This window comes from Thermoplasma sp. Kam2015 (genome assembly GCF_003205235.1).
GTDB lineage: Archaea > Thermoplasmatota > Thermoplasmata > Thermoplasmatales > Thermoplasmataceae > Thermoplasma.
In genome coordinates, this window is record NZ_QJSM01000044.1 from 26,542 (window position 1) to 52,160 (window position 25,619).

20 protein-coding genes and 1 tRNA gene are annotated in these 25,619 nt (G+C 44.7%); 13 read left to right on the forward strand and 8 right to left on the reverse strand.

Annotation, left to right across the window (positions count from 1 at the left end; translation table 11 throughout):
* Positions 1–166: 166 nt before the first annotated feature.
* Both DMB44_RS08755 and DMB44_RS08760 read left to right on the forward strand, forming a co-directional pair.
* On the forward strand, positions 167–784 hold the full coding sequence (locus tag DMB44_RS08755) for a TenA family protein (protein ID WP_110642823.1): 618 nt from the start codon (positions 167–169) through the stop codon (positions 782–784).
* A 148-nt stretch (positions 785–932) separates the two neighbouring features.
* Complete coding sequence (locus DMB44_RS08760; protein WP_237265385.1) at positions 933–1,991, forward strand: sugar phosphate nucleotidyltransferase; 1,059 nt, start codon at positions 933–935, stop codon at positions 1,989–1,991.
* Here the strand turns inward: DMB44_RS08760 and DMB44_RS08765 are convergent.
* The 3 genes from DMB44_RS08765 to DMB44_RS08775 all read right to left on the reverse strand — a co-directional run bounded on the left by DMB44_RS08765 (position 1,959) and on the right by DMB44_RS08775 (position 4,421).
* Positions 1,959–2,372, reverse strand: a complete 414-nt coding sequence (locus DMB44_RS08765; protein ID WP_237265386.1) for a DUF131 domain-containing protein — start codon at positions 2,370–2,372, stop codon at positions 1,959–1,961. The genes DMB44_RS08760 and DMB44_RS08765 overlap by 33 nt on opposite strands.
* Position 2,373: 1 nt before the next feature.
* Positions 2,374–3,261, reverse strand: a complete 888-nt coding sequence (locus DMB44_RS08770; RefSeq protein ID WP_110642827.1) for a coiled-coil protein — start codon at positions 3,259–3,261, stop codon at positions 2,374–2,376.
* 77 nt (positions 3,262–3,338) lie between these two features.
* Positions 3,339–4,421, reverse strand: coding sequence for a GTP-binding protein (locus DMB44_RS08775; RefSeq protein ID WP_110642829.1), 1,083 nt, complete (start codon positions 4,419–4,421; stop codon positions 3,339–3,341).
* 102 nt (positions 4,422–4,523) lie between these two features.
* Here DMB44_RS08775 and DMB44_RS08780 point away from each other — a divergent pair, with 102 nt between their 5' ends.
* Positions 4,524–7,625 (forward strand): S41 family peptidase, encoded by a 3,102-nt coding sequence (locus DMB44_RS08780; protein WP_110642831.1) that lies wholly within the window; start codon positions 4,524–4,526, stop codon positions 7,623–7,625.
* A gap of 233 nt (positions 7,626–7,858) precedes the next feature.
* Here DMB44_RS08780 and DMB44_RS08785 read toward each other — a convergent pair whose 3' ends face one another.
* Positions 7,859–8,821 (reverse strand): radical SAM protein, encoded by a 963-nt coding sequence (locus DMB44_RS08785; protein ID WP_110642833.1) that lies wholly within the window; start codon positions 8,819–8,821, stop codon positions 7,859–7,861.
* Positions 8,822–9,192: 371 nt separating this feature from the next.
* Between DMB44_RS08785 and DMB44_RS08790 the strand changes: the two genes are divergently transcribed.
* From DMB44_RS08790 to tgtA, 3 genes are read left to right on the forward strand one after another with little or no spacing between them, the layout of a single operon-like run.
* Complete coding sequence (locus DMB44_RS08790; protein ID WP_201796961.1) at positions 9,193–9,642, forward strand: DUF6015 family protein; 450 nt, start codon at positions 9,193–9,195, stop codon at positions 9,640–9,642.
* A 9-nt stretch (positions 9,643–9,651) separates the two neighbouring features.
* Positions 9,652–11,421, forward strand: coding sequence for a ribosome biogenesis/translation initiation ATPase RLI (locus tag DMB44_RS08795; protein WP_110642835.1), 1,770 nt, complete (start codon positions 9,652–9,654; stop codon positions 11,419–11,421).
* Positions 11,422–11,424: 3 nt separating this feature from the next.
* Positions 11,425–13,323, forward strand: coding sequence for a tRNA guanosine(15) transglycosylase TgtA (gene tgtA / locus DMB44_RS08800; protein ID WP_110642837.1), 1,899 nt, complete (start codon positions 11,425–11,427; stop codon positions 13,321–13,323).
* Here tgtA and DMB44_RS08805 read toward each other — a convergent pair.
* The gene (locus DMB44_RS08805) at positions 13,308–14,165 is read right to left on the reverse strand and encodes a DMT family transporter (RefSeq protein WP_110642839.1); all 858 of its coding nucleotides are present in this window, start codon (positions 14,163–14,165) and stop codon (positions 13,308–13,310) included. The genes tgtA and DMB44_RS08805 overlap by 16 nt on opposite strands.
* A 3-nt stretch (positions 14,166–14,168) precedes the next feature.
* Positions 14,169–15,296, reverse strand: coding sequence for a geranylgeranyl reductase family protein (locus DMB44_RS08810; RefSeq protein ID WP_110642841.1), 1,128 nt, complete (start codon positions 15,294–15,296; stop codon positions 14,169–14,171).
* Between the two features lie 188 nt (positions 15,297–15,484).
* On the opposite strand from DMB44_RS08810, the gene DMB44_RS09505 reads away from it, so the two are divergent.
* Positions 15,485–15,637, forward strand: a complete 153-nt coding sequence (locus DMB44_RS09505; protein WP_173338154.1) for a hypothetical protein — start codon at positions 15,485–15,487, stop codon at positions 15,635–15,637.
* Between the two features lie 22 nt (positions 15,638–15,659).
* Here DMB44_RS09505 and DMB44_RS08815 read toward each other — a convergent pair whose 3' ends face one another.
* A complete protein-coding gene (locus DMB44_RS08815) occupies positions 15,660–16,127 on the reverse strand; it encodes a PadR family transcriptional regulator (protein ID WP_110642843.1) in 468 nt (155 codons plus the stop codon).
* A 189-nt stretch (positions 16,128–16,316) separates the two neighbouring features.
* Here DMB44_RS08815 and glnA point away from each other — a divergent pair, with 189 nt between their 5' ends.
* Positions 16,317–17,654 carry a type I glutamate--ammonia ligase gene (glnA, locus tag DMB44_RS08820; protein WP_110642846.1) on the forward strand — a complete coding sequence of 446 codons (1,338 nt, stop codon included), beginning with the start codon at positions 16,317–16,319 and terminating at the stop codon, positions 17,652–17,654.
* A 356-nt stretch (positions 17,655–18,010) separates the two neighbouring features.
* Positions 18,011–18,967 (forward strand): replication factor C small subunit, encoded by a 957-nt coding sequence (locus tag DMB44_RS08825; protein WP_110642849.1) that lies wholly within the window; start codon positions 18,011–18,013, stop codon positions 18,965–18,967.
* A 1-nt stretch (position 18,968) separates the two neighbouring features.
* Here the strand turns inward: DMB44_RS08825 and DMB44_RS08830 are convergent, their stop codons facing one another.
* Positions 18,969–20,495, reverse strand: a complete 1,527-nt coding sequence (locus DMB44_RS08830) for a DEAD/DEAH box helicase family protein (RefSeq protein ID WP_110642851.1) — start codon at positions 20,493–20,495, stop codon at positions 18,969–18,971.
* Between the two features lie 34 nt (positions 20,496–20,529).
* Between DMB44_RS08830 and DMB44_RS08835 the strand changes: the two genes are divergently transcribed.
* The 4 genes from DMB44_RS08835 to DMB44_RS08850 all read left to right on the forward strand — a co-directional run bounded on the left by DMB44_RS08835 (position 20,530) and on the right by DMB44_RS08850 (position 25,435).
* Positions 20,530–20,601, forward strand: a tRNA-Ala gene (locus tag DMB44_RS08835).
* A gap of 30 nt (positions 20,602–20,631) precedes the next feature.
* The gene (locus DMB44_RS08840) at positions 20,632–20,916 is read left to right on the forward strand and encodes a hypothetical protein (protein WP_110642853.1); all 285 of its coding nucleotides are present in this window, start codon (positions 20,632–20,634) and stop codon (positions 20,914–20,916) included.
* A gap of 125 nt (positions 20,917–21,041) precedes the next feature.
* Complete coding sequence (locus DMB44_RS08845) at positions 21,042–22,904, forward strand: site-specific DNA-methyltransferase (RefSeq protein WP_110642855.1); 1,863 nt, start codon at positions 21,042–21,044, stop codon at positions 22,902–22,904.
* Positions 22,901–25,435 (forward strand): DEAD/DEAH box helicase, encoded by a 2,535-nt coding sequence (locus DMB44_RS08850; RefSeq protein ID WP_110642857.1) that lies wholly within the window; start codon positions 22,901–22,903, stop codon positions 25,433–25,435. Before DMB44_RS08845 ends, DMB44_RS08850 begins: the two co-directional genes overlap by 4 nt.
* Positions 25,436–25,619 lie beyond the last annotated feature (184 nt).

The following is a 25,619-nucleotide window of genomic DNA, read 5'->3' on the forward strand; positions in this document are numbered from 1 at the left end:
TTATGTAAAAAGCCTAAATATACGGTTTTTTTAGCTTATCAAATTCGAAGAATAAGGCTTAAATTTTAGGGCATATGGATCGAATGTAGCATCAAAATATACAATTATTCATTATCTCCTTCAAATTTTCAAAAAGAAAAAATACAATGATCCCCTTTATGATATTATGATAGCGGAAAGCTTGAAGTCTCTCTATGATGACGAATGGAAGGGGTATGTGGATCATGAATTTGTATCGAGGATGAGAAATGGAGATCTGCCAATAGAAAACTTCAAATTTTACCTCGTCCAGGATTCGCTATATGTGAACGAGATGATCAAGGCTGTGATAAGGTCGGCAGAACTGATGCCAAGCGATATGGCCTTTCAGATACTATCCGCCGTCATCTTGGGAAGGGACAAGGGCATGGAAACGCATGCTTATCTGGAAAATGAACTTGGCGTAGAGGGCAACGGCAGGATGACCATGACAACGTATTCCTACACCAGGCATCTCCGTTATTCATCCACAATCGGATGGCCACAGTTCCTTGCAGCTTGGATACCATGTATGTGGGGCTATTCTGAGGTCGGCAGGTCTGTCTCTTCATCTCCCAATAAATATTACAGGATGTGGGCTGAATTCTATGCTTCGAAAGAATATGCAGACAGAGTGTCCGTAATACTGAGCGCAATGGACAGATTCAATGGCGATATAACTGAGATCAAGGATTACTTTCTCATCAGCCTGAAATTTGAACAGCGTTTCTGGCAGGCCGCGCTGGAGATGGAAAGCCCCATCTGAAAACATAGCTGTCTGGATCGGAACTATCAGCTATATCTTCATTCATCATTGTTTAATATCTGCGAGTACCTAAACAGAAAGCCCATCATTCTATAAAAATATATTGTACAATTCGTTACGATCGTACATGTCGCTGAAAGGAGTTCTGATGGCTGGAGGAAAAGGGACAAGGCTGAGACCGATAACATATTCAATTCCAAAGCCTCTTGTTCCAGTTGCTGGCAAGCCCGTGATATCGTACATACTTGATGCGTTCTACAGATCCGGAATAAATGACATAATAATCACAACTGGATACAAATTTGAATCCCTGATAAAGGGTGTGCTTGAAAATAAGAATGGAGACCAGAACATACTGTTTTCGGTTGAGAAGGAAGCTGCAGGCACTGCCGGCGGCGTCAAGCTTGCTGAAAATTTCCTGGACGATACCTTCGTCGTTGGAAGCGGAGATATACTTATCGACTTCGATGTTGGGGACATGATCAGGGAGCATCAGCATAAAAAGAACAAGATAACCATAGCCATCACAAAGGTCGATGATCCATCACAATTCGGTATAGCAGAGATAGATGAAGACGGATACATCAAGAGATTTCTCGAAAAGCCCGGCAAAAATGAGACGTTCTCAGACACGATAAACGCTGGCGTTTACGTCATGGATCGATCTCTTCTTCGTTATATTCCTCAGACCGGACAGTACGACTTTGCGAAGGATCTCTTCCCGAAATTGCTCTCCCAGGGCGTGAAGATCGGAACATATTTGATAGATGGGGTATGGCTGGATGCCGGCAGGCCAAAGGACGTCATAAAGGCAAACCAGATCATGGTTGAAAAATACGGAGAAAGTTTCAACGGATCTGGAAAGGCCATAGTCAGGTCGAAGGTTCCGGATGGCGCTTCTGTGAAGCCGCCGATATACATAGGCGAAGGTGTCCATATGGGCAAAAACATAACCATATCAGGATCGGCCGTTTACGACAACGTCTCAATCGGGGACGATGTTCATATAGAGAATTCAGTTATAATGGCTTCTTCAAAGATAATGAGGGGAACGAAGGTGGTCAACTCCGTCATAATGCAGAACACGACCATAGGCGAGGATTGCGAAATACATGAGAGCGTGCTCTCTCAGAAGCTTAACCTCCAAAACGGATCCAAAGTGTATCAGGTGGCCCTATCCTCTGAGATAGTACAGGATGAAAACTAGGATTATGAGAACGACAACGCCTATTGATATGTAAATTAAATTCTTATCATTTCCAAATATTATCGGAATTGGGCCTATCATTATGAGGCCGCCATAGTGTTTTTCCTCTTTTCTCTCCTCGCGTGCATTATCCTCAAAGCTGCTTTCATATTCAGGCGGTATGAACACCTGATCTGCATCCCTTTGGAACTGAAATGGAGAGAAGAACATCAGCACGATACCGAGGAATATGAGGAGAAACGGTATTATGGACAAACCTGAACCGTATATGATAGGAAATATGATAAAAAGAGCAAAATGAGCAATCCCGATTGCTGCCATGGCAATCAGGATCAGGATCCCAGCCAGTACCAGCAGGTAACCCAACCTGAATATGTTCATATCACAGGAATCCCGCTTTCTGAAGGATCAATAGATCATCCGTGGTGAGTTCCTCACCGTTCTTGAATTTCTCGAAGAGGATCTCAGCCTTCTGCTGAAGCTCATCATCCTTTTCCTTCTTCTTGGTTGCCCTCTTCTTTGTCTTAAGCCCGGCTATTACCTTCTCTAGATCCTTGAGATCGTTCTTCGCCTGTATGAAAGCTTCATGTTCCTGTTCAGACTCCTTTCCGTATTTTATGGCCATCTCATGCATTTCATCGGCCTTCTTCCTGACCTCATCAAGTTCCTGGAGAGACTTGTTTATATCGTTGCTTATTTCGGATATCTGGTTTGATATTTCCTCTGCTCTCTTCTTCAGATCCCTTGCGAGCGTCTTTTCCTTTTCTATCTCGGCCAGCAGATCTTTGACCTTCTCGTTCTCGCTGAGCTGTTTCTCCCTGTCCTCCTTCATCTTCTTGATCTCGTTGCTGAGGCGCTTAATCTCCTGCACAACCTTGTCCTCTTCCGCCTTTGTCAGCTGCATTGTTTCTTGTTTCTTTATCAGCTTCTGAAGCTCCCTTTCCTTGGCTCTGATCTCTCTCTGGTTCACGTTCGTGTAGTTGGCTTCTTCAGCTATCTTTTTGTACTCCTTTCTTAGCTCTGAAAGCTTCTTAAAATGCTCTTCCTTCTCTGACCTTATCTTCTGAACTTCCTCTATGAGGGCGTTCTTCTGTGATATCTTCTGTTTGACCTGGTCCCTCATTTCGTGAACCTTGGCGTTCAGCTGGTCCCTCTGTTCGGCATAATTACGGCTTTGCTGTGCAGCTTCATCTCTTTTCTTTATATGCTCCTCTATTGCCTTTCTCAGAATGTCTCTCTTTTCCTCAAATTCCTGGAGAAGATCCGTCATAGTAACACTTCATTGCAGAATTCTATCCTTTATTAATGTGAGGCATATATAGATTTCGCCATTTAACTTGTATGTGCTCAGAATCTGCTTATTATGGTGACGATATCCTCATCCATAAGCTGGTAATCGATGCCTACCCTCTGTTCGCCGATGGGTCTGTTTTTGCCGGACACTATTGCATATCTGAAGGAATCTATCATGCTTCTGTTTATCTTCCTGCAGACCTCCCTTACCGTTGTACCTTCTCTCAGTATCAGCGGCTTCTGGAAATCAACCACTCCCGCCTTGTTTCTGAGATATACTCTGATGAGGCTCAGTGACTTGAATATCCCCTCCTTCAGTTCCTCTATACCATAACCTGTCTTTGCCGAAACTCTGAACACCTCACCGTACTGCGATACCTGCGATGTATCGAACGAGGGATTCATATCAATTTTGTTGACTGCAACGATGGATGGAATGTAAACGTAACGGCCCTGAAGCGTTTCTATTATATCTTCGACGCTCACATTTTCGCGTATGTATACATCCGCATTAACAAGCTTGAACTCCTTCATTATCTCCTTTATGTAATCCTCATCTATGTCAACGGTCTTTGGCTTGTGCAACCTTATTCCACCGGAAGTTGTCTTCTTGATCTCCACGTTTCTGCGTTTTCTGTTCACGACTATACCCGCATTATAAAGCTCTGTCAGTATCTTATCGATGCCACCAGCCTGAACATCGGTAACGATGACTATCAGATCCGCTGATCGCACTGCACTGAGGATCTCTCTCCCCCTTCCAGCACCATAGGATGCATTCTCAATGATGCCTGGAAGATCGAGTATCTGTATCTCCGCGCCCTTGTATTCGAGTATACCCGGTATAGCTTTCAGTGTAGTGAAGGCGTAATCGCCTATCTCGCTGTCAGAGTTTGTGAGGCGATTCAGAAGGCTGCTCTTACCCACATTGGGGAAGCCGACAAGTGCAACTGTAGCATCTCCTGACTTTGGAACTGCAAATCCCGCATGGGATCCGCCGTGCCTTGCGCTGGCCTCCATCTGCAGCTTTGCTATCTTCGCCTTTAACAGACCGATATGATGCTCTGTCGCCTTGTTATACTGCGTTCGCTTGATCTCATCCTCAATCTCCTTTATCCTATCTTCAATTGTTGGCATCGATTCTACTTTCTTCCTTAATTTTCCACCTGTTTATATCTCTTTGCGGGTCATATACGAAGCTTCAAAACTTTTAAGACAGATGAAATGCATATTCCCTGTATGCCGAATCTTTTGTTGAATCCGGATATATATGGAAACAGTGTTATATTCATATGCTGTGATGATCTCTGGGAATACGATCTGGCCACCCATGAAACAAGAAAACTTGTCTCAGGCCTCGGAGTTATAAATAACGCTAGGTTTTTCCCTGATGGAAAGAAGATAGTTTTGCGCGTTATGCGAGGCGCCTCGCTCAATACAGCCGAGCTGTACACGTACGATCTTTCTGACGGCAGCCTCAGGCGGATAACGTACTTTGCGGGGAAAAGCACGGGCAGGAGGATGTTCACAGATGTGGCCGGCTTTGGGCCAGACGGCAGTCTTATAATTGCAACAGATGCAATGCAGCCATTCTCATCCATGACCTACCTTTATGCTGTGGAGGGGGATGGTCTCAATTTCAGGCCATTAAATCTTGGTCCAGCAACACACATCATCTATGCCGGCAGCAGGAGGATAGTAGGCAGAAACACATATGAACTGCCGCACTGGAAGGGGTACAGGGGCGGAACGCGCGGAAAGGTCTGGATAGAGAGCGAGGATGGCAAATTCAGGAAAATTATAGACATAGAAACCCATGTATCAAGTCCCGTCCTGGTTAGCCAGCGAATATATTTCATAACCGATCTGGAAGGCTTCGGCCAGATCTATTCGACTGATCTGGACGGTAAGGATATGAAGAAGCATACAGACTTCAGAGATTACTATCCAAGGCATCTCAATACGGATGGAAAACGCATAGTCTTTTCCATGGGCGGATCCCTATACATATTTAACCCGGATGATGAGAGGGTGGAAAGGTTAGAGATAGGGGACATCGAGTCTCCGGAGGATAGAGTGACAAGCTTACCTTCAAAATTTCTTGAAGATTTCTCCATTCTGGACGGGGATCTCATCGCCCTCGTAAGCAGAGGGCAGGCGTTCATACAGGACACCTCGGGCAATTATGTGATGAGGGTACCTCAGCCCCTGAGGGTGAGATATGTCAGGAGGGCTAGCGATACGAAGATAGCCTTCATCTATGGAACGAGAGACGGCGATTTTCTCGGGATATACGATTACAGAGATGGAAAGAGCGAGATATTCGGTGAGAACCTGGGAAACGTATTTGCAATGTCCGTCGACAGATCTGGCAAGTTCGCCGTGATAGCAAACGACCGCTTCGAACTTATGATGATCGATCTTGAAAGCAAGTCTTCAACGCTGATCGAGAGAAGCACTGAGGGCATGATAACTGATTTCACCATATCAGATAACTCCAGGTTCATAGCCTACAGTTTCCCGCTAAAGCACAACAGCACTGGAGGCTATGTAATGCAGTCAATACATGTGTACGACATTTCCCAGAAGACGGTTTATCAAGCCACAACAGATAATTCGCATGACTACGCCCCAGCCTTCGACTCTGATTCAAAATACCTCTATTACCTGTCTTACAGAAGCCTGGATCCAAGCCCTGACAAGATCGTTCTCAACTTCAGCTTTGAAGTTGTATCCAAGCCCTTCGTAGTGCCACTTATTCCCGGCCTGCCAAATCCCACAAAGCTTGTGCCTCAGTCGCTGGTTGAGGGCGGCACGGAATACGATCTGAACGAAATGTACAGGAGATCCAGCCCGATAAATGTGGAACCAGCAGACTACAGAATGATCATACCGCTGGAGACTTCCCTTCTTCTGTACAGCGTTCCGGTACATGGAGAATATGCCTCCTACTATCAGGGTGCACCTGAAAAAGGTGTACTCAGCAGATACGACATAAAGACAAAGAAGGTCACCGAACTGAAGAGAAACCTGACGGACATCAGGCTTTCTCTTGATAGAAAGAACGCGATCATAAGGAAGGATGACGGTAAGCTCTACATCTTCAACCTGGATAAGCCAGAAGAAGAAAAGGCTCTGGAAACCGACAGGAGGCCAATCGTATCCAGCAGGCAGGAGGAATTTCTGCAGATGTATGATGAATCCTGGAAGCTTGCGAGAGACAATTACTGGAACGAGGCCGTTGCACGTGAGATCTCGGAAAGGATATATGAGAAGTACAGAAAGCTTGTGCCTCTGTGCAGGACAAGATTCGATTTGAGCAACGTCATAGTTGAGATGCAGGGGGAATATCGCACATCTCATTCCTACGAGATGGGTGGAACATTCACCGATGCGGATCCATTCAGCAGCGGCAGAATAGCATGCGATGTGAGCCTGAAGGAAGATCACTATGAGATAACGAAGGTGTACGCCGGCGATTTTTCCAATGAGGGCGAAAAATCGCCAATATTCGAATATGGAATAAACCCGATGGGATACAGAATAGATGAAGTCGATGGGGAACCTGTTGGCCCAAAGAAAAGCATATACAGCGCACTGTCCACCAAAGCCGGCACATCCGCAAGGATCAAGATATCCGAGGTTCACGGTGAAAGCAGAGAAATATTCGTCGATGTCCTTGAAGATGACAGGTTCATAAGGTATCGATCATGGGTAGAGGAGAACCGCAGATATGTTCATGAGAGGAGCGGAGGAAAGATAGGCTATGTACATATACCGGATATGGGGATGATGGGGCTCAATGAGTTCTATAGACTGTTCATAAACGAGGCTTCATATCCTGGCCTCATAATCGATGTCAGATTCAACGGCGGAGGCTTCGTATCACAACTGATAATAGAGAAGCTGCTGAACAGGAGGCTCGGCTATGACAATCCTAGAAGAGGGAGCCTGAGCCCGTATCCAACAAATTCCGTCAGGGGGAAGATGATAGCCATAACAAACGAGTATGCCGGATCTGACGGTGATATATTCAGTTTCTCCTTCAAGAAACTCGGCCTTGGCAAGCTGATAGGGACAAGAACGTGGGGAGGCGTGGTGGGCATATCACCCAGGCGCAGGCTGATTGACGGCACTGTTCTTTCCCAGCCAGAATACGCCTTCTGGTTCAGAGACACTGGTTTCGGCGTGGAGAACTATGGAGTAGATCCTGACATCGAAGTTGAATACAGGCCGGATCACTACATTAAGGGCGTTGACCCGCAGATCGACTACGCGATCGATAGCCTGATGGAGGATCTCAAGTCATGGAGCGAAGAACTTCCTGAACGCCCCTCTTGATCTGGATGTGCAACGGAACGTTTAGATTCAAAAGATACGCATGCCAGATCGCAGGCTTGAAAATATTGCGATCATGGCATATATATTGAATGCTTCTAAGCGATCACGTTGATATGGTTTGAAAGATCATAAGTTGAAGCACTGTCCATTTTTCGTTTTTCGTCAATAAAATACGTATTTAGTATAAGATCATAACATATTAAATGTACCGCAGAGAATGTATCTATTTACCTTCATCGCGTGCGTATTTTCCTCATGAAATAGGTCTCTCCCCTGTATTTCAGCTCCACAACCTTTTTATCATTTACCAGTTCTTCGAACGCGCTCCATTCATATCCGTTTTCAGCGAGCGCCTTCTCTATAGCCTCCTTCTTCATAGGATGCACAGATGTGATGCTGAGCAGGCTGGCGATGACATCACTCGCTACTGAAAAATCATCCCCCTCATAACCTATCAGGTATTCAACCTTATCGGATCCGAGAATCTCTGAGAATATCTGGAACGATGTGTTTATGAAATCCTCGTCCGGTGGCGTCACCCATGTTTCAGCAGGAGGGCGTGTTGGTACGGCGATGTAGGATCTCTTCACCGATTCAAGAGAGCTGATAAAATCCGCAATCTTCTCTATATCACCGGCATCCTGTATTCCCTTGACAAGCATCGTTTCCGTTGCCAGATATCCTCCATATTCCACGGAGAAAGACCTGATCCCTTCCAGAATATCATCAAGCTTTGTGCTGCCGTATGGCCTGTTTATTCTTATCCATCTCTTTGCATCAATTTCATCAATCTTCAGTGAAACCCAGTCAGATTCAGAGAGATCAGACCTGACCTCCTCAAGCGATATTAGTGAGGAATTGCTTATAACTGCGGTTTTTATGCCAAGGCTCTTGACTCCGTCTATTTCCTTTCCAAGATTTACGTCGAGTGTGGGCTCCCCGTCAGGAACGAAGGTTATATAGTCGATCCTTTCCCCTCTGGATTCTATCTCTTCGACCCTTCTGGAAACTGCCTCAACCAGATCCTTTGGATCATAGAACTGCCTTCTTTCTGTTGAATATGATATGGTTCTTCCAAGCTGGCAGTAAACGCAGGAGTATGAACACAATTTTGGAGGTATATTGTTGACACCCAAGCTCCTCCCAAGTCTTCTGGATGGGACTGGACCGAACACGATGCTGCTGATATCTTCCATATTTAAACATTCTGTCCCATTATTTCTAAATTGTCATGGTGATCCGTTTTCGTGGCATGATTGGTATTGATGGTGATATTCGATCATCGCAGTAACCACCGCTGAATGCGTCTTGGTGAGGCTTCTAGAATTGCATGGCCGCTATGCTATGAATTTGAAAACCCTATTCAAGAAAGTATATATCATTGTACATGAATTTTCTTAACAGCATATCACCCATAGGAAATACTGCCGATATCCATCATCGAAGTTGATATATCAATAAATTTTTTTCTTTTAACTTTTAATGAATATCCTTATATACGATATTTGGTTGATTTATATGCATAACTCGATAAGCTTAACTATATATTTGCAATCATTAATTTCCTATGGAAGCTTCAGAAGAGGTTGCTATGATCAATAAGAGCGATGACGGTAAGTCCGGGATTAGGTATTACACCACTCTTGAAGAATTATCAAAGGCTATAAATGCCGGTCTTAGCCTTCAGGATCGGCGGATGAGTGAGGAGGAAGCTATGGAGGCTGCTGAACATATAATAAACTTTTTTGGATATAATGACCGTGTTATTGATAACATGCTTGAACCAGAAGATAGGGATTCTTTTTACACCATGGAGGATATAGGTATATTGCAGACGGAAAGGGAGGAGACGACTCTCTTTGATGGTAGGGAGTGGCGCATACATTACTGGATTCTGAACATAAACAAGATCATAGAACTTGCCAACATGAAGGTAGATTTTAGGAAAAAGAAGACGGATGAGGAATACAGAATATACGACGAGATCCCTGATGACTACTGGAAGGTCGTTCAATAGGGATGCCCGATGCATGTAGCCGTCCTTGATCGAGACAAATGCCATCCAAAAAAATGCCATCACGAGTGCCAGTATTACTGCCCACCCGTCCGCAATCATGTGATGGCCATTGATTTTCCTGATCCTGATGGCCAGCCGCTGATATCTGAAACTTTATGCATAGGGTGCGGTATCTGCATAAGACGATGCCCATTCGGTGCAATAAAGATAGTTACGCTCCCGGACGAGCTCAACAAAGAAGTTCTTCACCGATACGGGGTAAACGGATTCAGGATATACTCCATCCCCACCATAACGCCAGGCAGGGTCTCGGCCATACTTGGCCAGAATGGCTTGGGAAAGACCACGACTCTCAACATACTCTCCGGAATCACGGTGCCGAACCTAGGATCGTATGACAGCCCGCCATCAAAGGAGGCTGTCATAAACAGATTTGCCAGAACAGAGATGGGTGCCTATTTCAGGGGCCTGTATGAACAGAACAAGAAGGCAGTGCTGAAGAACCAGTATGTTGATTATATTCCGAAAGTGGTGAAGGGCACAATAGGGGAGATCCTGAAGAAAAATGACGAAACCGGAAGATACAGCGATATAGTGACCCAGCTTAATCTGGAAAATTCAGTCAACAAGAGCGTGACCGAATGTTCCGGAGGAGAGCTGCAGAGGCTGGCCATAGGTACAGTTCTTGAGAAGGATGCAGACATCTATCTGTTTGACGAGATGACCTCCTATCTGGATATAAATGAGAGGTTGAATGCATCCAGGATCGTTCAGGATCTTGCCAGGAAAAAGACCGTCATAGTGGTGGAGCACGATCTGGCCATACTCGACTGGCTCGCGGATTCCGTGAACATAGTTTACGGCGATCCAGGCGTTTACGGCATCTTCTCAGAGCCGCTCTCCACAAACAGGGCAATAAATGCATACCTATCCGGTTTCCTCAGGGAAGAGAACGTACGCATACGGAGCTATCCCATAGAGTTTGAGGAGAAGACGTCAAGGCGTGATAAATTCACCCAGGATCTCATTTCTTGGACGGATCTCAAAAAAACGCTGGGAGACTTCACGCTCGATGTTTCTGCCGGAAAGATACATAAGAGCGAGATCGTGGGAATTCTTGGAAAAAACGCGCTGGGAAAGAGCACATTCATAATGATGCTTGCTGGCGTAATGACACCGGATTCAGGAACCATATCCCAGAACCTGAGGGTGTCATACAAGCCGCAGTACATAACCACATCATTTGACGGATCCGTCTCCGATCTGATAAGAACTTCACTCGGAGAGAGGTCCGAAGATTCCTTCGTCAAGAATGAGATATTCCATCCGCTGAGCATAGAGGATCTGATGGAGAATCCCGTCAGCGGGCTATCAGGTGGAGAGCTTCAGAGGCTGTCCATAGCGCTGACCCTTGCAAGGGATGCGGATATATATCTGATAGACGAGCCATCCGCGCATCTGGATTCTTCCTTTAGGATGGTTGTCGCCAAGGTGATAAGGAGGGTAATGGAGAACACCAAGAAGACCGCAATGGTCGTTGACCATGACATATATCTGATTGATCTCATATCGGACAGTCTGATCGTCTTCTCTGGCGTACCAGGATCGCATGGTCAATCGGAAGGACCCATGGACATGCGCGATGGCATGAACAGATTTCTCAAGATCGTGGGCGTGACCTTCAGGAGGGATCAGAACTCAAGAAGGCCAAGGATAAACAAGGAGAACAGCAGCCTTGACAGGATGCAGAAGGAGCAGAACAACTATTATTATTCGTGAGCTATGGAGATAAAGGAAAGGGACGGCCTTGCAAGGATAGCAAAATTCGAGACGCCGCATGGTACCATCGAGACACCCACGGTGCTGCCGGTCATAAACCCAAACATAATGGATATAACGCCGGAGGAGATGAAGCCGCTTGGCCTGCAGGGCATAATAACGAACAGCTACATAATACTCAGGACGCCGCAGCTCAGGGAACGGGCGCTGAAGGATGGGCTTCACGCTCTGATCGGATATGACGGGCCAATAATGACGGATTCCGGTACGTTCCAGAGCTACGTTTACGGTTCCATAGAGTTCAACAACAGGGAGGTTGTGGAGTTCCAGAAGAGGATAGGAAGCGACATATCCACCATACTGGATGTTTTTACCACGCCCGGAACGCCAAGATCCCAGGCTGAGAAAGCCGTAATAGAGACGTATAACCGCATGCTTGAGGTAAACGATGAGGACGGCATCATTGCTGGTCCTGTGCAGGGCGGAGTCTATTCCGATCTCAGGAGGAGATCCGCTGAGCTGATGAATTCAACAAGAGCAATGTACCATCCTATCGGTGGTGTTGTACCGCTTCTGGAAACGTACGATTATTCCACGCTCGTCGATATAATAATAAATTCAAAGATCAACCTGAGCTTCAACAAGCCGGTGCATCTCTTCGGCGGCGGCCATCCCATGTTCTTCGCCTTTGCAGTATATCTTGGAGTAGATCTTTTCGACTCAGCCTCCTATGTGAAGTACGCGAAGGATGACCGCCTCATATATCCGGACGGTACGAGGGATCTTGCCCGCATAACTGAACTGCCCCAGTGGAGCCCGCTTTACGGCAGATACACCCTGAAGGAGCTGAGGGATCTTGAAAAGGAAAAACGCAGCATAGAGATAGCCAGACATAATCTCAAGGCCATATTCATGGAGATCGCGGAGATAAAGGAAAGGATATATGAAGAGGGCCTTGCACAGTATGTGGCGCAGAAGGCCAGATCCCATCCAAGCCTCCTGAAGGCCTACTGGAGGATGATGTCCTATTCAAATATATTGGAGAGATACGAGGATCTCTCAAAGAAAACCGCCTATTTCTTCTATGATTCCTTCTCAACGAAGAATCCATATGTTTCAAGGATAAGTAAATTCACGGATCAGTACCTGTCGTCCAGCAGGAAGGACACATATGTTTTCACGGGCAAGGCCTGGAATCCAGGCTACACCAATACAGATTTCGTCAGGAACGTGTACCAGAAGATCGACTGCAATGCCCTCATCTCATGGTCTGGCACCTTTGTTCCTGCTGAGCTTGAAAATACATATCCGGTGGAACAGACAGTAAGCTCTGGCTTTGAACCTGATCCTGATTTCTCTGCGGTTAAGGATATCATCTCTCCATTCAGGGTTGATGTTTACAAGGGAGAAAAGTTCGAAGGCGATCAGATCAGAAACTTCAATCTGAACAAGATAAGGGTCATAGCGGATTATCAGTTCGGTATGGGTACGGGAAAGATGATCTTCAGGGATGACGTGAAGATTAACGTGTCGAAGACCGGCAGGATAAGGGGCATACTCTCAAGGGACGGTAGGCTGATAGCCACGCTGAGAAACGATGGCTTCTTCACGCTGACCTATTACGGTGGATATCTGCTTCATTCATCGCTCAAGCCACCCAGACTCAGGGTGGTGGTCTCAAATGAGAGCGCAGAGTACAATGCAAAGGGATACAGCGTATTCTTCAAATTCATAAAGGACACAGACGAAACCATAATAGCGAAGAACGACGTCCTTGTGGTGGATGAGGATGGAAACCTTGCCGCTGTGGGAAAGGCGATGGTGTCAGGCAGGGAGTTGAGGGAGTACGGAGAGGGCATAGCCGTGAGGGTGCATGAGGGAAGGGATCAGTCCGAGAAATAGGATATGACGCCGATCGAGGCTATCATTATGCATATCCCAAGGACTTCAACAGGCCCAACGGGCTCATTGAAGAGGAATATGGAGGTTATATCTGCGAATATTGGCTCTCCTATGAGTATGACGCCAACCTTTGTCACGTTCATCCTGGAGAGCGCCGATACGTATATGTAGGTGGCGAGGAAGGTGGCGAATATGGCCGTGAATACCACAACGAACAGCGCATAATAGGAAAAGACAAGCGGATACATATCTGTGCGCATGAAAGCAAGCGATAGTACCGCGACCACGACTATCTGCAGGAATGAGAATGTTAGCGGATCCACATCTGAAGCGTATTTTGAGACGTAGACAAGCTGCATGGCATAAAATATGGCGGCGATGAAAGTGAGTATGTCGCCCGCCTCTATTGCCAGATTGTGCAGCCCGCTGTAGGACATGAGTACAAGGCCGATGAATGCAAAGACAGACGAGTATATTTCAATGCGCATGACACGTTTTCTCAGGTAGATGTAGGATATCAGAGGCACAAATACCACGTATATGCCAGTTATTGTACCGGATAGAGCAGGCTCAGTGTACATGAGCCCTACAGTCTGAAGATAATACGCTATGAATAGGAAGATGCCTGCTATCACGCCGTATCTTATCGTATCTCTGTTAGATTCCTTCAGCTTCCTGTAAACAAAGGGCAGAAATATGAGGGATGCAATGACAAAGCGTATGGCAAGGAAGGAGACAGGCGAAAGGTATACGAAGACATCCTTGATCATGGGGAACGTTACGCCCCAGATGAAAGTCACGAATATGAGCAGAGCCAGATAAATTATCTCTTTACGTTCCATGGTCTACTTCCACATGGAATACAGTATTCCGGGATTCCTGATGAGTACTTTAATTATTACAGTGGAAGGGTAATCTATATCGCCGCTTCTGTTTATGACGTCTATTATCTTCTCGCTTGATATCATGTTGTATATCCTGTCAAAGGATCTATCGCTGATCCTTGAGTATATGCTCTGCACGATAGCATCCTTCTTCAGCTCCTTCCCTATGGTCGATCTTATCTCCCTGTCGTATTTCCTGAGGATCTTTTCTGGTCTGTCGTCCTCTAGAGCCTCTGATATATATTTCGAGGCAACATCAGATGAGAATATTCCAGTGTATATTCCGCCGCCGGATAGAGGTTTAACGATTCCTCCTGCGTCCCCCACAAGAACGGTTCTGCGTGTGTTCAGGAATTCCGCCATCCTTATGGGTATACCGGCCCCGGTTATTGCCAGAACCCTGTTTTCTCCAAATCTGACTGACAGATTATCCATATACTGGCGAGCGGAGGATCTGTAGCTTCCCGTTCCGACCCTGATGATATCGCCACCAGGGACGGCCCATCCGAAAAATCCATGCGTGTATTTCGATCCGAGATACACGTTTACCGAATCTTCGTCTTCGATCCTAGAGGCCATATCATACTGGAGCGTGGAAACGACATGCTTCTGCCTCAAGCCGTAGACATCGCGCCTTACGATGCTGTTGATGCCGTCCGCACCGACAGCAATTCTCGCATCTTCCTCCTTCAGGTTTCCGTTTTCTCTGAATCTTACGGTGACATGATCGTCATGTTCCTTCACCGAGATCGCACGCGCATTGATCCTTATATTTGAACCTGACCCTATGGCCATGGCTGCAACATCCTTGTCAAAGGAGTCCCTGAACAGCACTATGGTGCGATCTTCCTTCTCTATATGCAGGCTCTTTCCGCTGGGGAAGAAAATGTTTGCGCCCCTGACCGTTCCGGCTATGCTCTTCGTTCTAACATACTGAAGGACGCGCTGCGAGACAAGCCCGGTGCATTCCACAGGCTTCCCTACCTCTCTATGCTCTTCAAGAAGATCGACGCTGAAGCCTGCCTTTGCCAGCCTATGCGCCGCAAAGGAACCTGAGGGGCCCGCCCCTATTACGATTACGTCCTTCACTCTTTCTCATTTCTGCCTTCCTAATAAGTTTTATACATGGAACTGAGACTTCACATAAGCACGATTAGCCTGCTATGGGAGGTTACGGATCCGTGCTTTGAAGTTACGAAAATAATAAAATTAATACATAAAAAAGAGATAACACCATAGCTCATGGTATCTGGAACGATACCCGCGGGTGTTGTATTATGGGACTCAGCAAAAGGGATCTTAACAGAAAGAAGAAGAGCCTTGAAATGAAACTCCAGGAACTTGAAGAGAAGGCAAAGAAGAATCCGATGAACAAACAGTTACAGGAAGAAATAGCGGATCTGAAGAAAAAAATAGAAAAGGCTGGATAGATAAAGCTAAATTTATTTTATTTTACCAGCCCAGGATCGACTCTATGTCGTTCTTCAATTTTTTAAGCTTTTCCATATACGCCGATGAGGATCGTACCTGTTCACGGTTGTCCTTGAGATAATTGATATAATCGCTGACACGATCTATCGCGTCGCCAATGCTGGATGTCTCCAGATCCCTGCCGTAGAAAGGGCCTGCTCCGAGCATTTCAAGCATCTCTCTGCCCTTTTCCTGCAGCGAATAGTACTTCTTGTTGTCCCTCTCGGTGCTCCTTATGTATCCCTCGTCTTCCATGTCCCTCAGCAGCGGATAGACTGCGCCTGGAGACGGCCTCCACCTGCCCATAGACATATTCTCCATAGTTGCCATTATATCTGCTCCGGTCTTCTCTCCATCAGCCAGTATTCTCAGTATCCAGTATCGGATGCCAACGAAACCCCTTGAATGGTATACATGGTGGCCCCATGGCCCTCTCATTCCTCCAAACATGCTCTCTCACCTCATATCGATATTCAGATATCGATAATCAGATATTCTATTCAGATATTTAAACATTGCTAAAATGATGCTGGTTGAGCGATTATCAGCATCTGCCGTATATTCAGAATCTGGATACGACCTTACGTATTGTCAATTCTCCGATCTAAAAATATAAATCATGCATGTTCATAGGCTGCTATGCCAGAGGATCTTGTTTCTAAAACGCTTAAAAGGATAGAGGAGGATCGTGTTGAGTTTCTGCAGATGCAGTTCACGGACATAGTGGGAAATGTTAAGAGCCTCACCGTTCCGAAGAACAGGTTCGAGAACGCCCTCACGGAGGGTGTTGTGTTTGACGGAAGCTCCGTCGCAGGATATGCGCAGATCGAAGAGAGCGATATGCGTGCACTGCCCAACCTTGAGAGCTACACGCTTCTTCCTGATGAATTTGGAAAGAACAAGATAGCGAGATTCGTATGCAGCGTCTATTCCCCAGATGGAACAAGATTTCCAGGAGATCCAAGGTATGTCCTTGAACGCATCATCGATCAGGTGCATAAGGAAGGCAACGAGTTCTTCGTGGGCCCTGAGTTTGAGTTCTTCCTGTTCAAAAGGGACGCCAGCGGAAACCCAACAACCGAGCCAAGCGACTATGGCGGATACTTCGACAACACGCCGCTCGACTCAGCCAGCGATATAAGGCAGCAGATAATGAAGGAACTCTACGATCTTGGTTATCAACCAGAGGCCGCACACCACGAGGTTGCCTACGGTCAGCAGGAAGTTGATCTTAGATATGCGCCGGCACTTAAGATGGCAGACAGGATAGTCATGCTAAAGAGCATCATAAAGAACATAGCTGAGAGGAACGGCCTCTACGCCTCATTCATGCCGAAGCCGATAAACGGCGTTAACGGTTCCGGCATGCACATTCACCAGAGCATAATGAGCGTTGATGAAAAGGTGAACAGGTTCTACGATAAAAATGCGAAGTACGGGCTTAGCGAATATGCTATGCATTATCTGGGTGGCATTCTCAAGTACGTGAACGAGGCTTCTGCGATCCTTGCGTCCACTGTTAACTCTTACAAGAGGCTCATACCAGGCTATGAAGCACCCGTTTACATATCATGGGCAAACAAGAACAGATCGGCGCTGGTTAGGATTCCGGCTGGCGAGGGGGTCAGAAAGAGGATGGAATTGAGATGCCCTGATCCGGCTGGAAACCCATACCTGCAGTTTGCAGTCGTTTTAGGAATGGGGCTTGAAGGAATAAAACAGAAAATAGAACCTCCTGAGCCCGTTGAAAAGGACATATTCCATATGACGCCGGAGGAAAGGCTATCGGAAGGAATCATGTCCATGCCCGAGAGCCTGGGTGAAGCGCTACACCATCTCAGAGGAAGCAAGCTTATGAGATCCGTCCTCGGAGACCATGTGTACGAGAACTTCATAACTGTAAAGCAGAGGGAATGGGATCAATTCAGATCCTACGTAGGCGAGTGGGAGATAAAGAGGTATCTGCCAACGCTCTGATCTTTCCACTCCCACTTTTTTCAGCAGAATTTTCTTAAACTGCAGATCTCGGATCTATCATAAGATAGCATTCGCCTCCCCGATGAAGCGATGCCGCCCGCTGTGATGAAGGATGCACATATGATAAAGCTGGGATGCCTCAATTCCTCTTAGTGAGGTGCGTCTATTGCCTAGATGCACTCTTTTTCACAACTGGAAAAATTGATAAAGATATATAACATAAGCTCTTCACCGGTCTGATCGCCGCATAGATAATGCCGTTTCAGACAGGTGATCTCATCTGGCTGGCATATGGTGTTCCTTTACGAGACTGTGCCAGGTCTGGTATGAGAGAAGAATGAAACCCGGGTTGCATCATGATCGAGATATGGACTGAAAAATACAGGCCAAAGAGCCTTTCCGAGATATATGGTGAGGACGAGAACATACAGAAGTTGAAATCGTTTGTGGAGAGGAAGGAGATACCCCATCTTCTCTTCGCAGGTTCTGTCGGCACCGGCAAGACGTCCACGGCCATTGCTCTGGCCATAGAACTCTTCGGAGATTCATGGAAGGAGAACATGGTCGAGATGAACGCCTCCAACGAGAACGGCATCGATGTCATAAGGAACAAGATAAAGGATATCGCCAGGATAAAACCCTCAAACCCGCTGGGATTCAAGATACTGTTTCTGGATGAAGCGGATCAGCTCACAGCAGAAGCCCAAGCCGCCCTCAGAAGAACCATGGAGATATATTCTGAGACCACGAGGTTCATCTTTTCCTGCAACTATTCTTCAAAGATAATACCGCCAATACAGTCGAGAACCGTGGTTATGAGGTTCAGGCCTGTACCTGATGAGTACATAAGCAAGAAGCTGCGTGAGATAGCAGAGAATGAAGGCTTCAAGATAGACGATGAGAGCATGCATGCTCTCGTGGAGGTATCGGCCGGAGATATGAGAAAGGCCATAAACGTTCTACAGGCCGTGTACACCTCCGGGGAGATATCGCCGAAGAAGATATATGAGATAATAGGCTACGCAAGCCCAGAAAAGGTTCAGATGATGGTATCCAGAGCCATCAACGGCCTCTTCGATGAGGCAAGGGACATTGTGGACGGCATGCTCATATACGATGGCCTCTCCGGAATCGACATAGTAAGGAGCCTGCACTCATATGTGAGGAGCAGCATGATCTCGCCGAAGCAGAAGATAGAGATCATAAAGGCCCTGGCAGATGCTGAGTTCAGGATCGTTGAGGGATCAAACGACAGGATACAGTTAGATGCACTGATCGCAAGGATCGCTGAGATAGGAAACACGACAGATTAGGTCAAAAATCAAAGAGCCTTGTCTGTGCATCCTGTTTTTCCTGCTTCTTATCGTCTTCGTTGTCCTGCCTCAGGTCCTCGATCGCCTGCGACATTCTGGAGACCTTTCTGATGCTGCTGTAATAGTAGGCCATATCTCTTGAATTTTCGAAAACTAGAATGTAAACCTGTCCGTTCCTGCTCCTGCCCGTTCTGCCCTTTCTCTGAATGTACCTGATCTCGGACGGCACGGCCTCATAGAATATGACAAAGTCCGTATCAGGTATATCCAGGCCCTCCTCAGCTATGCTTGTCGCTATCAGGACATTGTACACATTGTTCTTGAAGTCCTCTATTATCTTTCTCTGCTGATCCTGAGACAGCCCCTGATCGGAGCCACGATCGGCCTGCCCTATGAATCTGACCGGCTTCAGATCCGGTGCGTTCCTGTGCATGTATTCCATGAGTATATCCGAGGTTATCCTATAGTGAGTGAAGACTATGGCCCTGGCGTTGCCGTGTAAATGCGCAGAGAGTATGCTAACCACCCTCTGCATCTTTGGATTTACGTATTCTGCCGCATAAGAAGCCATCTTCCTCTCAAGATCGCCGAATTCCTCAAGCCCGGAAAGGATGGACATGGCCCTCCTGATGCTGGAATCCTCGCTGTTCTTCATCTCCTCCAGGTAGTGCATGGCAACGTCAAGCCCCTGTGTTTCGATGTACTCTCTCAGATAGTCGAGCCTTATAGCTGCAGTCAGCCTGCGCACAAGCTGGAATAGGCTCCTATCCTCCTTTGCGGAGTCGATAACCTTCTGCATTGCTGCAACAAGATCCTTTCTTGATCTACCGATTCTGAAGCCGCTGTTCTTCAGTGGCTCAAGAAGCTTCGTCATTATGGAGCCTATTACGGACAGTATCTCTCTTGTGCTCTCTGGCTCCGGTATCTTTACGAGCTTAACATCGATCGTTTTCACATACCTGCGAACATCCTCATCAAACTCTGTTTTCGCAATTACCTTGGCTATTCCGAGGTTCGTCATGATCTCATCGATCTTCTCCCTGTCTCCTCCCGGGCTTGCGGTCAGGCCTATTATGAGTTTTTTCTTGTATTTCAAGTACTCCTGTGCTATATCAACGTATGCATAGTTACCAACCGCGCGATGGGCCTCATCAAATATGAGAAGATCAAACTTTGTGATATCTAGTATGCCGGATCGCATATCATTGAATACAACCTGCGGAGTAGAAACGAATACACGCCTTGTGACCCATATTACGTCCCTCTCCTCTGCGTCGATCTCTCCTGTGAATACGCCGATCTCATTCTCGCTTATTCCTGTTGATCCGGCAATTGTCTTTGCATGCTGCAGAACCAGTGGTTTGGTAGGTGCCATCATCAGGCTCTTTTTCTTCTCATTATAGAATTTCTCTATCATCATTGCCGCTATGACTGTCTTACCTAGTCCAGTGGGCATAACTATCAGTGTATTCTGGTCTATTGAATTTTTAAATACGTTTAACTGATATTCCCTGGGCTGAATAATCACATATGATTATGCTTCAACTATATAAATATTAGATGGGCCGGTAGATCAGCGGTAGATCGCCTGCTTCGCAAGCAGGAGGCCTCGGGTTCAAACCCCGACCGGTCCACTTAAATTACTAATCGAATACTTTTTTTATATGGTTATTATTTATGTCCCTATAAGCAACACAGCCGAAACATCAGAGGGTGTTCTTCTGGATGAGGATGTGAGAAATGCGTTGAAGCAGGCTTATATCGAAGTCGAGGGAGAAACTTTAAGAAACTCTGGAGACAGGGATTTACTGATATTCGCCTCCCTTATAAGAAATCAGGACACCAACAGGGCATATGCAGAGGTATCGAACAATAACAACATTCTTCTAAAAGGGATGAGGAGATCCACATTCTTTCAGAACGTAAGCTATTTACAGAGTCTTGGATAATCATGTTAATAAGGAAGAAGATCGACAGATATTATACAATGGAGTCGCAAATATTATTATCGGATGAATCGATAGTATCTGAAGAGCTAAGAAAGAAGCTATAAAATCAGAGGTGAAATCGCAATATGAAAGATTTCGGAATTTATTGGAAGAATAAACGTGAAGAAGTAGAAAGAGTAGAACTGCCGTTTCAAAAGATCGAAACAATAAACCTTCCGAGGTCTAATATCGGAACCTTAGCTCAATTTAGGGATAAGACCGAAAATAACGAATGGAAGAATAGGTTAATCTGGGGAGACAACAAATACGTCATGGCTTCGTTATTAACAGAGTTTAGAGGGAAAATTAAGCTGATATATGCGGATCCACCATTTTTCACTGGAACAAACATGAATATTACCTTAGCAGTTGGAGATGAAGGTGCAGTAAAAGAACCATCAGCTATAGAGGAAATAGCTTATAGAAACATGTGGAAAGAAGGGCCGAGCTCTTTCTTTCAATATATGTATGACCGTTTTGTATTGATGAAAGATCTGTTGTCAGATGATGGTTCTATTTGGGTAAGATTTGACTATCATTATTCCCATTACATCAAAGCAATTTTGGATGAAATATTTGGTTATGAGAACTTTAGAAATGAATTGATAGTCAACAGAACAAGGAAAAACGTGATGGCCAGTCGAACTCAGATAGTATTTCCAACAGCAACAGACTCTTTATTTTTTTATGCAAAATCTGAAACAACGTTACTGAATCAGACTAAGATCAGGAAGTCTGAAGAAAGAAAAGGTTATTGGAGGCATATGGATGATTCAGCTGGACAAGGCTCAGCTAAGATGTTCTTTGGCCGATCTATAGAGCCACCGCCGGGGAAACATTGGAAATTTTCTCAAGAAAATATAGATAAAATGATAAGGGAAGGGAAACTAAGATTAAACCCAAAAACAGGTAGACCTGAATACTGGGTGGAACCAACAGATGAATATCTTTTAGATACTAATTGGACGGATATTCCTGGATATTCCTTTAGCACTGGTTATCCCACCGAAAATGCGGAACAATTACTTGAAAGGGTAATTTTATCTGCTTCTAATCCTGGGGATCTTGTTGCTGATTTCTTCGCAGGTTCTGGAACAACTGCCGCTGTTGCAGAGAAACTGGGCAGAAGATGGATAGTTGCTGATATCGGTAGGTTTTCGATTCACACTATAAGAAAGAGACTGTTAGACATACCTAACTGCAAGCCCTTTGAAGTTTTGAATTTAGGAAAATATGAACGCAAGTACTGGATGGATCAAAACCTTGGCTCTGTTTATAGAAATTACATCGATTTTATTTTACAGCTTTACAAAGCAAAGCCAGTATATGACTACAAGAATATTCACGGCATAATTTCTGGAAAAGCCGTTCACGTTGGCCCTATAGATTACCCTGTGACAAAGGGAGAAGTTGAGGAATGCCTGAAGGAGGCAAAGGGTAATGGTTTTAGTTCTTTGGATGTCCTGGGATGGGACTTCGAAATGGAATTCAATGATAAAATATTAAAAGAACTTAAAGAAACTTACGACTTTGACCTTTCATTAAGAATAATCCCCAATGAAGTGATGGATAAGAGAGCTGTTGATGCTGGTGACGTTGACTTTTTTGAACACGCCTTCTTAGATGTTAGTTTATCTGTAAACGACAGAAAGGTCAGGGTTAAATTGAATAACTTTATAATTCCAAATCCAGAGTCAATCCCAGAAGAACTCAGGGATAAGATGCTAAAGTGGAGCGACTTCATCGATTACTGGAGCGTGGATTGGAACTATAGAGAGGACACATTTCATAATGAATGGCAGGAATTTAGAACAAGGCAAAAGAAGAACCTACAACTCCAATCTATTGAACATACCTATGATGAGCCAGGAATTTATAAAATAGTGGTGAAGGTGATAGACGTCTTTGGAAATGATACCACCACTGTAAAGGAGGTGAGGATAGAGTGAATCCATTTGATGAACCAGAAGTGAGAGTGGAATCAACTGCACCCTTAGTGGAAGCTCTGCGCCAGGAGGTTAGAGCGTGGAGAGACTCTGGTTATCCCGGATCTTCTAAAACAACAATGCGGTTGTTACAGTTCTGGTTCGATGAAGAACATAAAGTAAACGGGGAAAACTTTAGATTTTATTTTGCACAAAGAGAGGCTATAGAAACCCTGATTTATATATATGAAGCTAAGAAATTTACGAAAATGAGCGATCTGATACTTAATTATGATAAAACTAAGAAAATCGCATATAATCCAAATGAATATTTGTTTCCTAAATACTGTTTTAAGATGGCTACAGGCTCTGGGAAAACATATGTAATGGCACTAGCCATTGTATGGTCTTACTTCAATAATATTATTGAGGAAAATAAGCTATTTCCAAAAAATTTCCTTATACTGGCGCCAAATATTGCGGTATACGAAAGACTCGCTGAAGATTTCTCAGCTGGAAAAATATTTAACTCGGGGATCCTAATTCCTGAAGAATTCCAATATCTCTGGGACATGGATTTTGTCACCGAAGACTATATTCCGGTTAGAAGTTCCAAAGGCCGTATTTATCTGACTAACATACAGAAGGTTTACGAGAGAGAAGACTCACCAGTAAATCCAATACAGGAAATAATAGGCAAGAGACCATCAGATACTATTAGGTATTATGATCAAATTATATCTGAACTTAGATCGTTAGATAGTCTTGCTATCATAAATGACGAAGCACATCACGTTTGGGATAAGGAACTGGTCTGGAATCAATTTATTCTTAAATGTAATGATGTACTTAAAGAAAAAAAGAAAGAATTATCATTCCAACTCGATTTTACAGCGACACCAAAGAGACAGGATACAGGTAGCATTTTTGAGTGGGTCATATCGGATTTTCCACTGGCAGATGCTATAAGATGTGGCGTCGTAAAGTCACCTATAATTGGGGAATTAGAAAACCCGCACGAAACACCATCAGATAAGGCAGATGTAATCTATAGGGACTATATTGAAGGTGGATGCAGACGTTGGTCCAAATATAATGAGGCAATGGAAAAGGTAGGCAAACAGCCCGTGATTTTTTTCATGGCAACTAAGACGTCGGAAGCAGAAGATATATACAATTATCTTCAAACAAAACCAGAATTTAAAGGAAAAACTTTGATTATCCACACCAATCTTAAGGGTGAAATAAGCGATAAAGAATGGCAAAAACTAAAGCAAGAAACAAGAGACATTGACAAGACGAATAAATATAGGGCCATTGTAAGTGTCTTAATGTTAAGAGAGGGGTGGGATGTCAAAAATGTTTGTGTAATTGTTGGCCTAAGGCCATTCACCTCTAAGGCAGAAATACTACCTGAACAGGCAGTTGGGAGAGGTCTCAGACTAATGTTTGGTCCAGAATCCGGATATGAAGAAACTGTGGATATATTTGGAACACAGGCATTTGTGGATTTCATAGACGAGGAAATGAAAAAGCAAGGAGTTGATATAAAAAGATACAAGGAAAGAGACTTGCCTAATATAACAAATATTTTTCCAGATACGTTGAGAAAAATTGACTACAATTTTTCAATTCCCATCCTGTCGCCTAAGTACAAGAGAGAGAACAGATCTTTCAACGAAATTGATGTATATAAGCTTCCCGAGGGAAAGTTTGACCTAGATTTGAAAATTTATACAAACATAAAAAGAGCAGTAGGGAGAGATGCCCTCACTGAAAAGGAGAGATGGCGTGATAGATGGGAACAGCCCATACCTGAAAACTATCAATCTGTTATCTCCTACTTGACAAATTTAATACTTAGGGCTTGTAAAATACCTTCTAGAAATAGCGAGCTGGTTGGAAAATTAGATGAGTACATCAGCAAGAAATTATTTACAGCCAATGTGACACAAGAAATCAAGGAGGACTATAGATTTCTTCAAGCTCTTAGTGAACCGAAGGTTACGGATTTCCTAACAGAACTCTTTGTAAAAGTGATAAATAAGCTAACCATACTATCCACAGAGGTTAAACTGGAACCTGCTACGAAAGAGGTCAAAGACATTAGACCATCCCTAACAAGGAAAAAGACCTATGAGCCTAAGAAATGCATCCTTAATTTAGTTCCAGTAGCCAACGATTTTGAGTACGACTTCTGTAAATTCTTAGATGATGCAAAAGATGTAAAGAAGTATATAAAGAATGACAACAATCTGAATTTTTATTTAGAATATGTAAACGAAAAGAAAGGGCTTTCATATTATATCCCAGATTTTATCGTGTTATCAGATTCTGAAAATTATATCATAGAGACGAAAGGCGAGGAATCTGTGGAAGTGAAAAATAAAGACAAGAGGGCCAAGGAATGGTGCGAAGATGCAACTCAACTAACAGGTTCTAAATGGACCTACCTAAAAGTTCCTGAGCATATATTTAAAAACAATCAGGGCGTAAAGAGCCTAAAGAAGTTAGAAGATATCGTCAGAGCCTATGAAAGTGTTCAACAGATTTAAAGAATACTATTTTTATCCCTTCCAGCTCAAATTCACTCCGTCTTGCTTCGCAATCCATCCCTCTTTGAGTCTCCGCTAATTACTATGTGCCCTCCGCTCACCTGCACGCCGAGCACAGGACCCCATGCTTCGCCTCCAATCAAAATTCACCCCCTGCCCCCTCTTTTGATTTACGGCTCGCTTC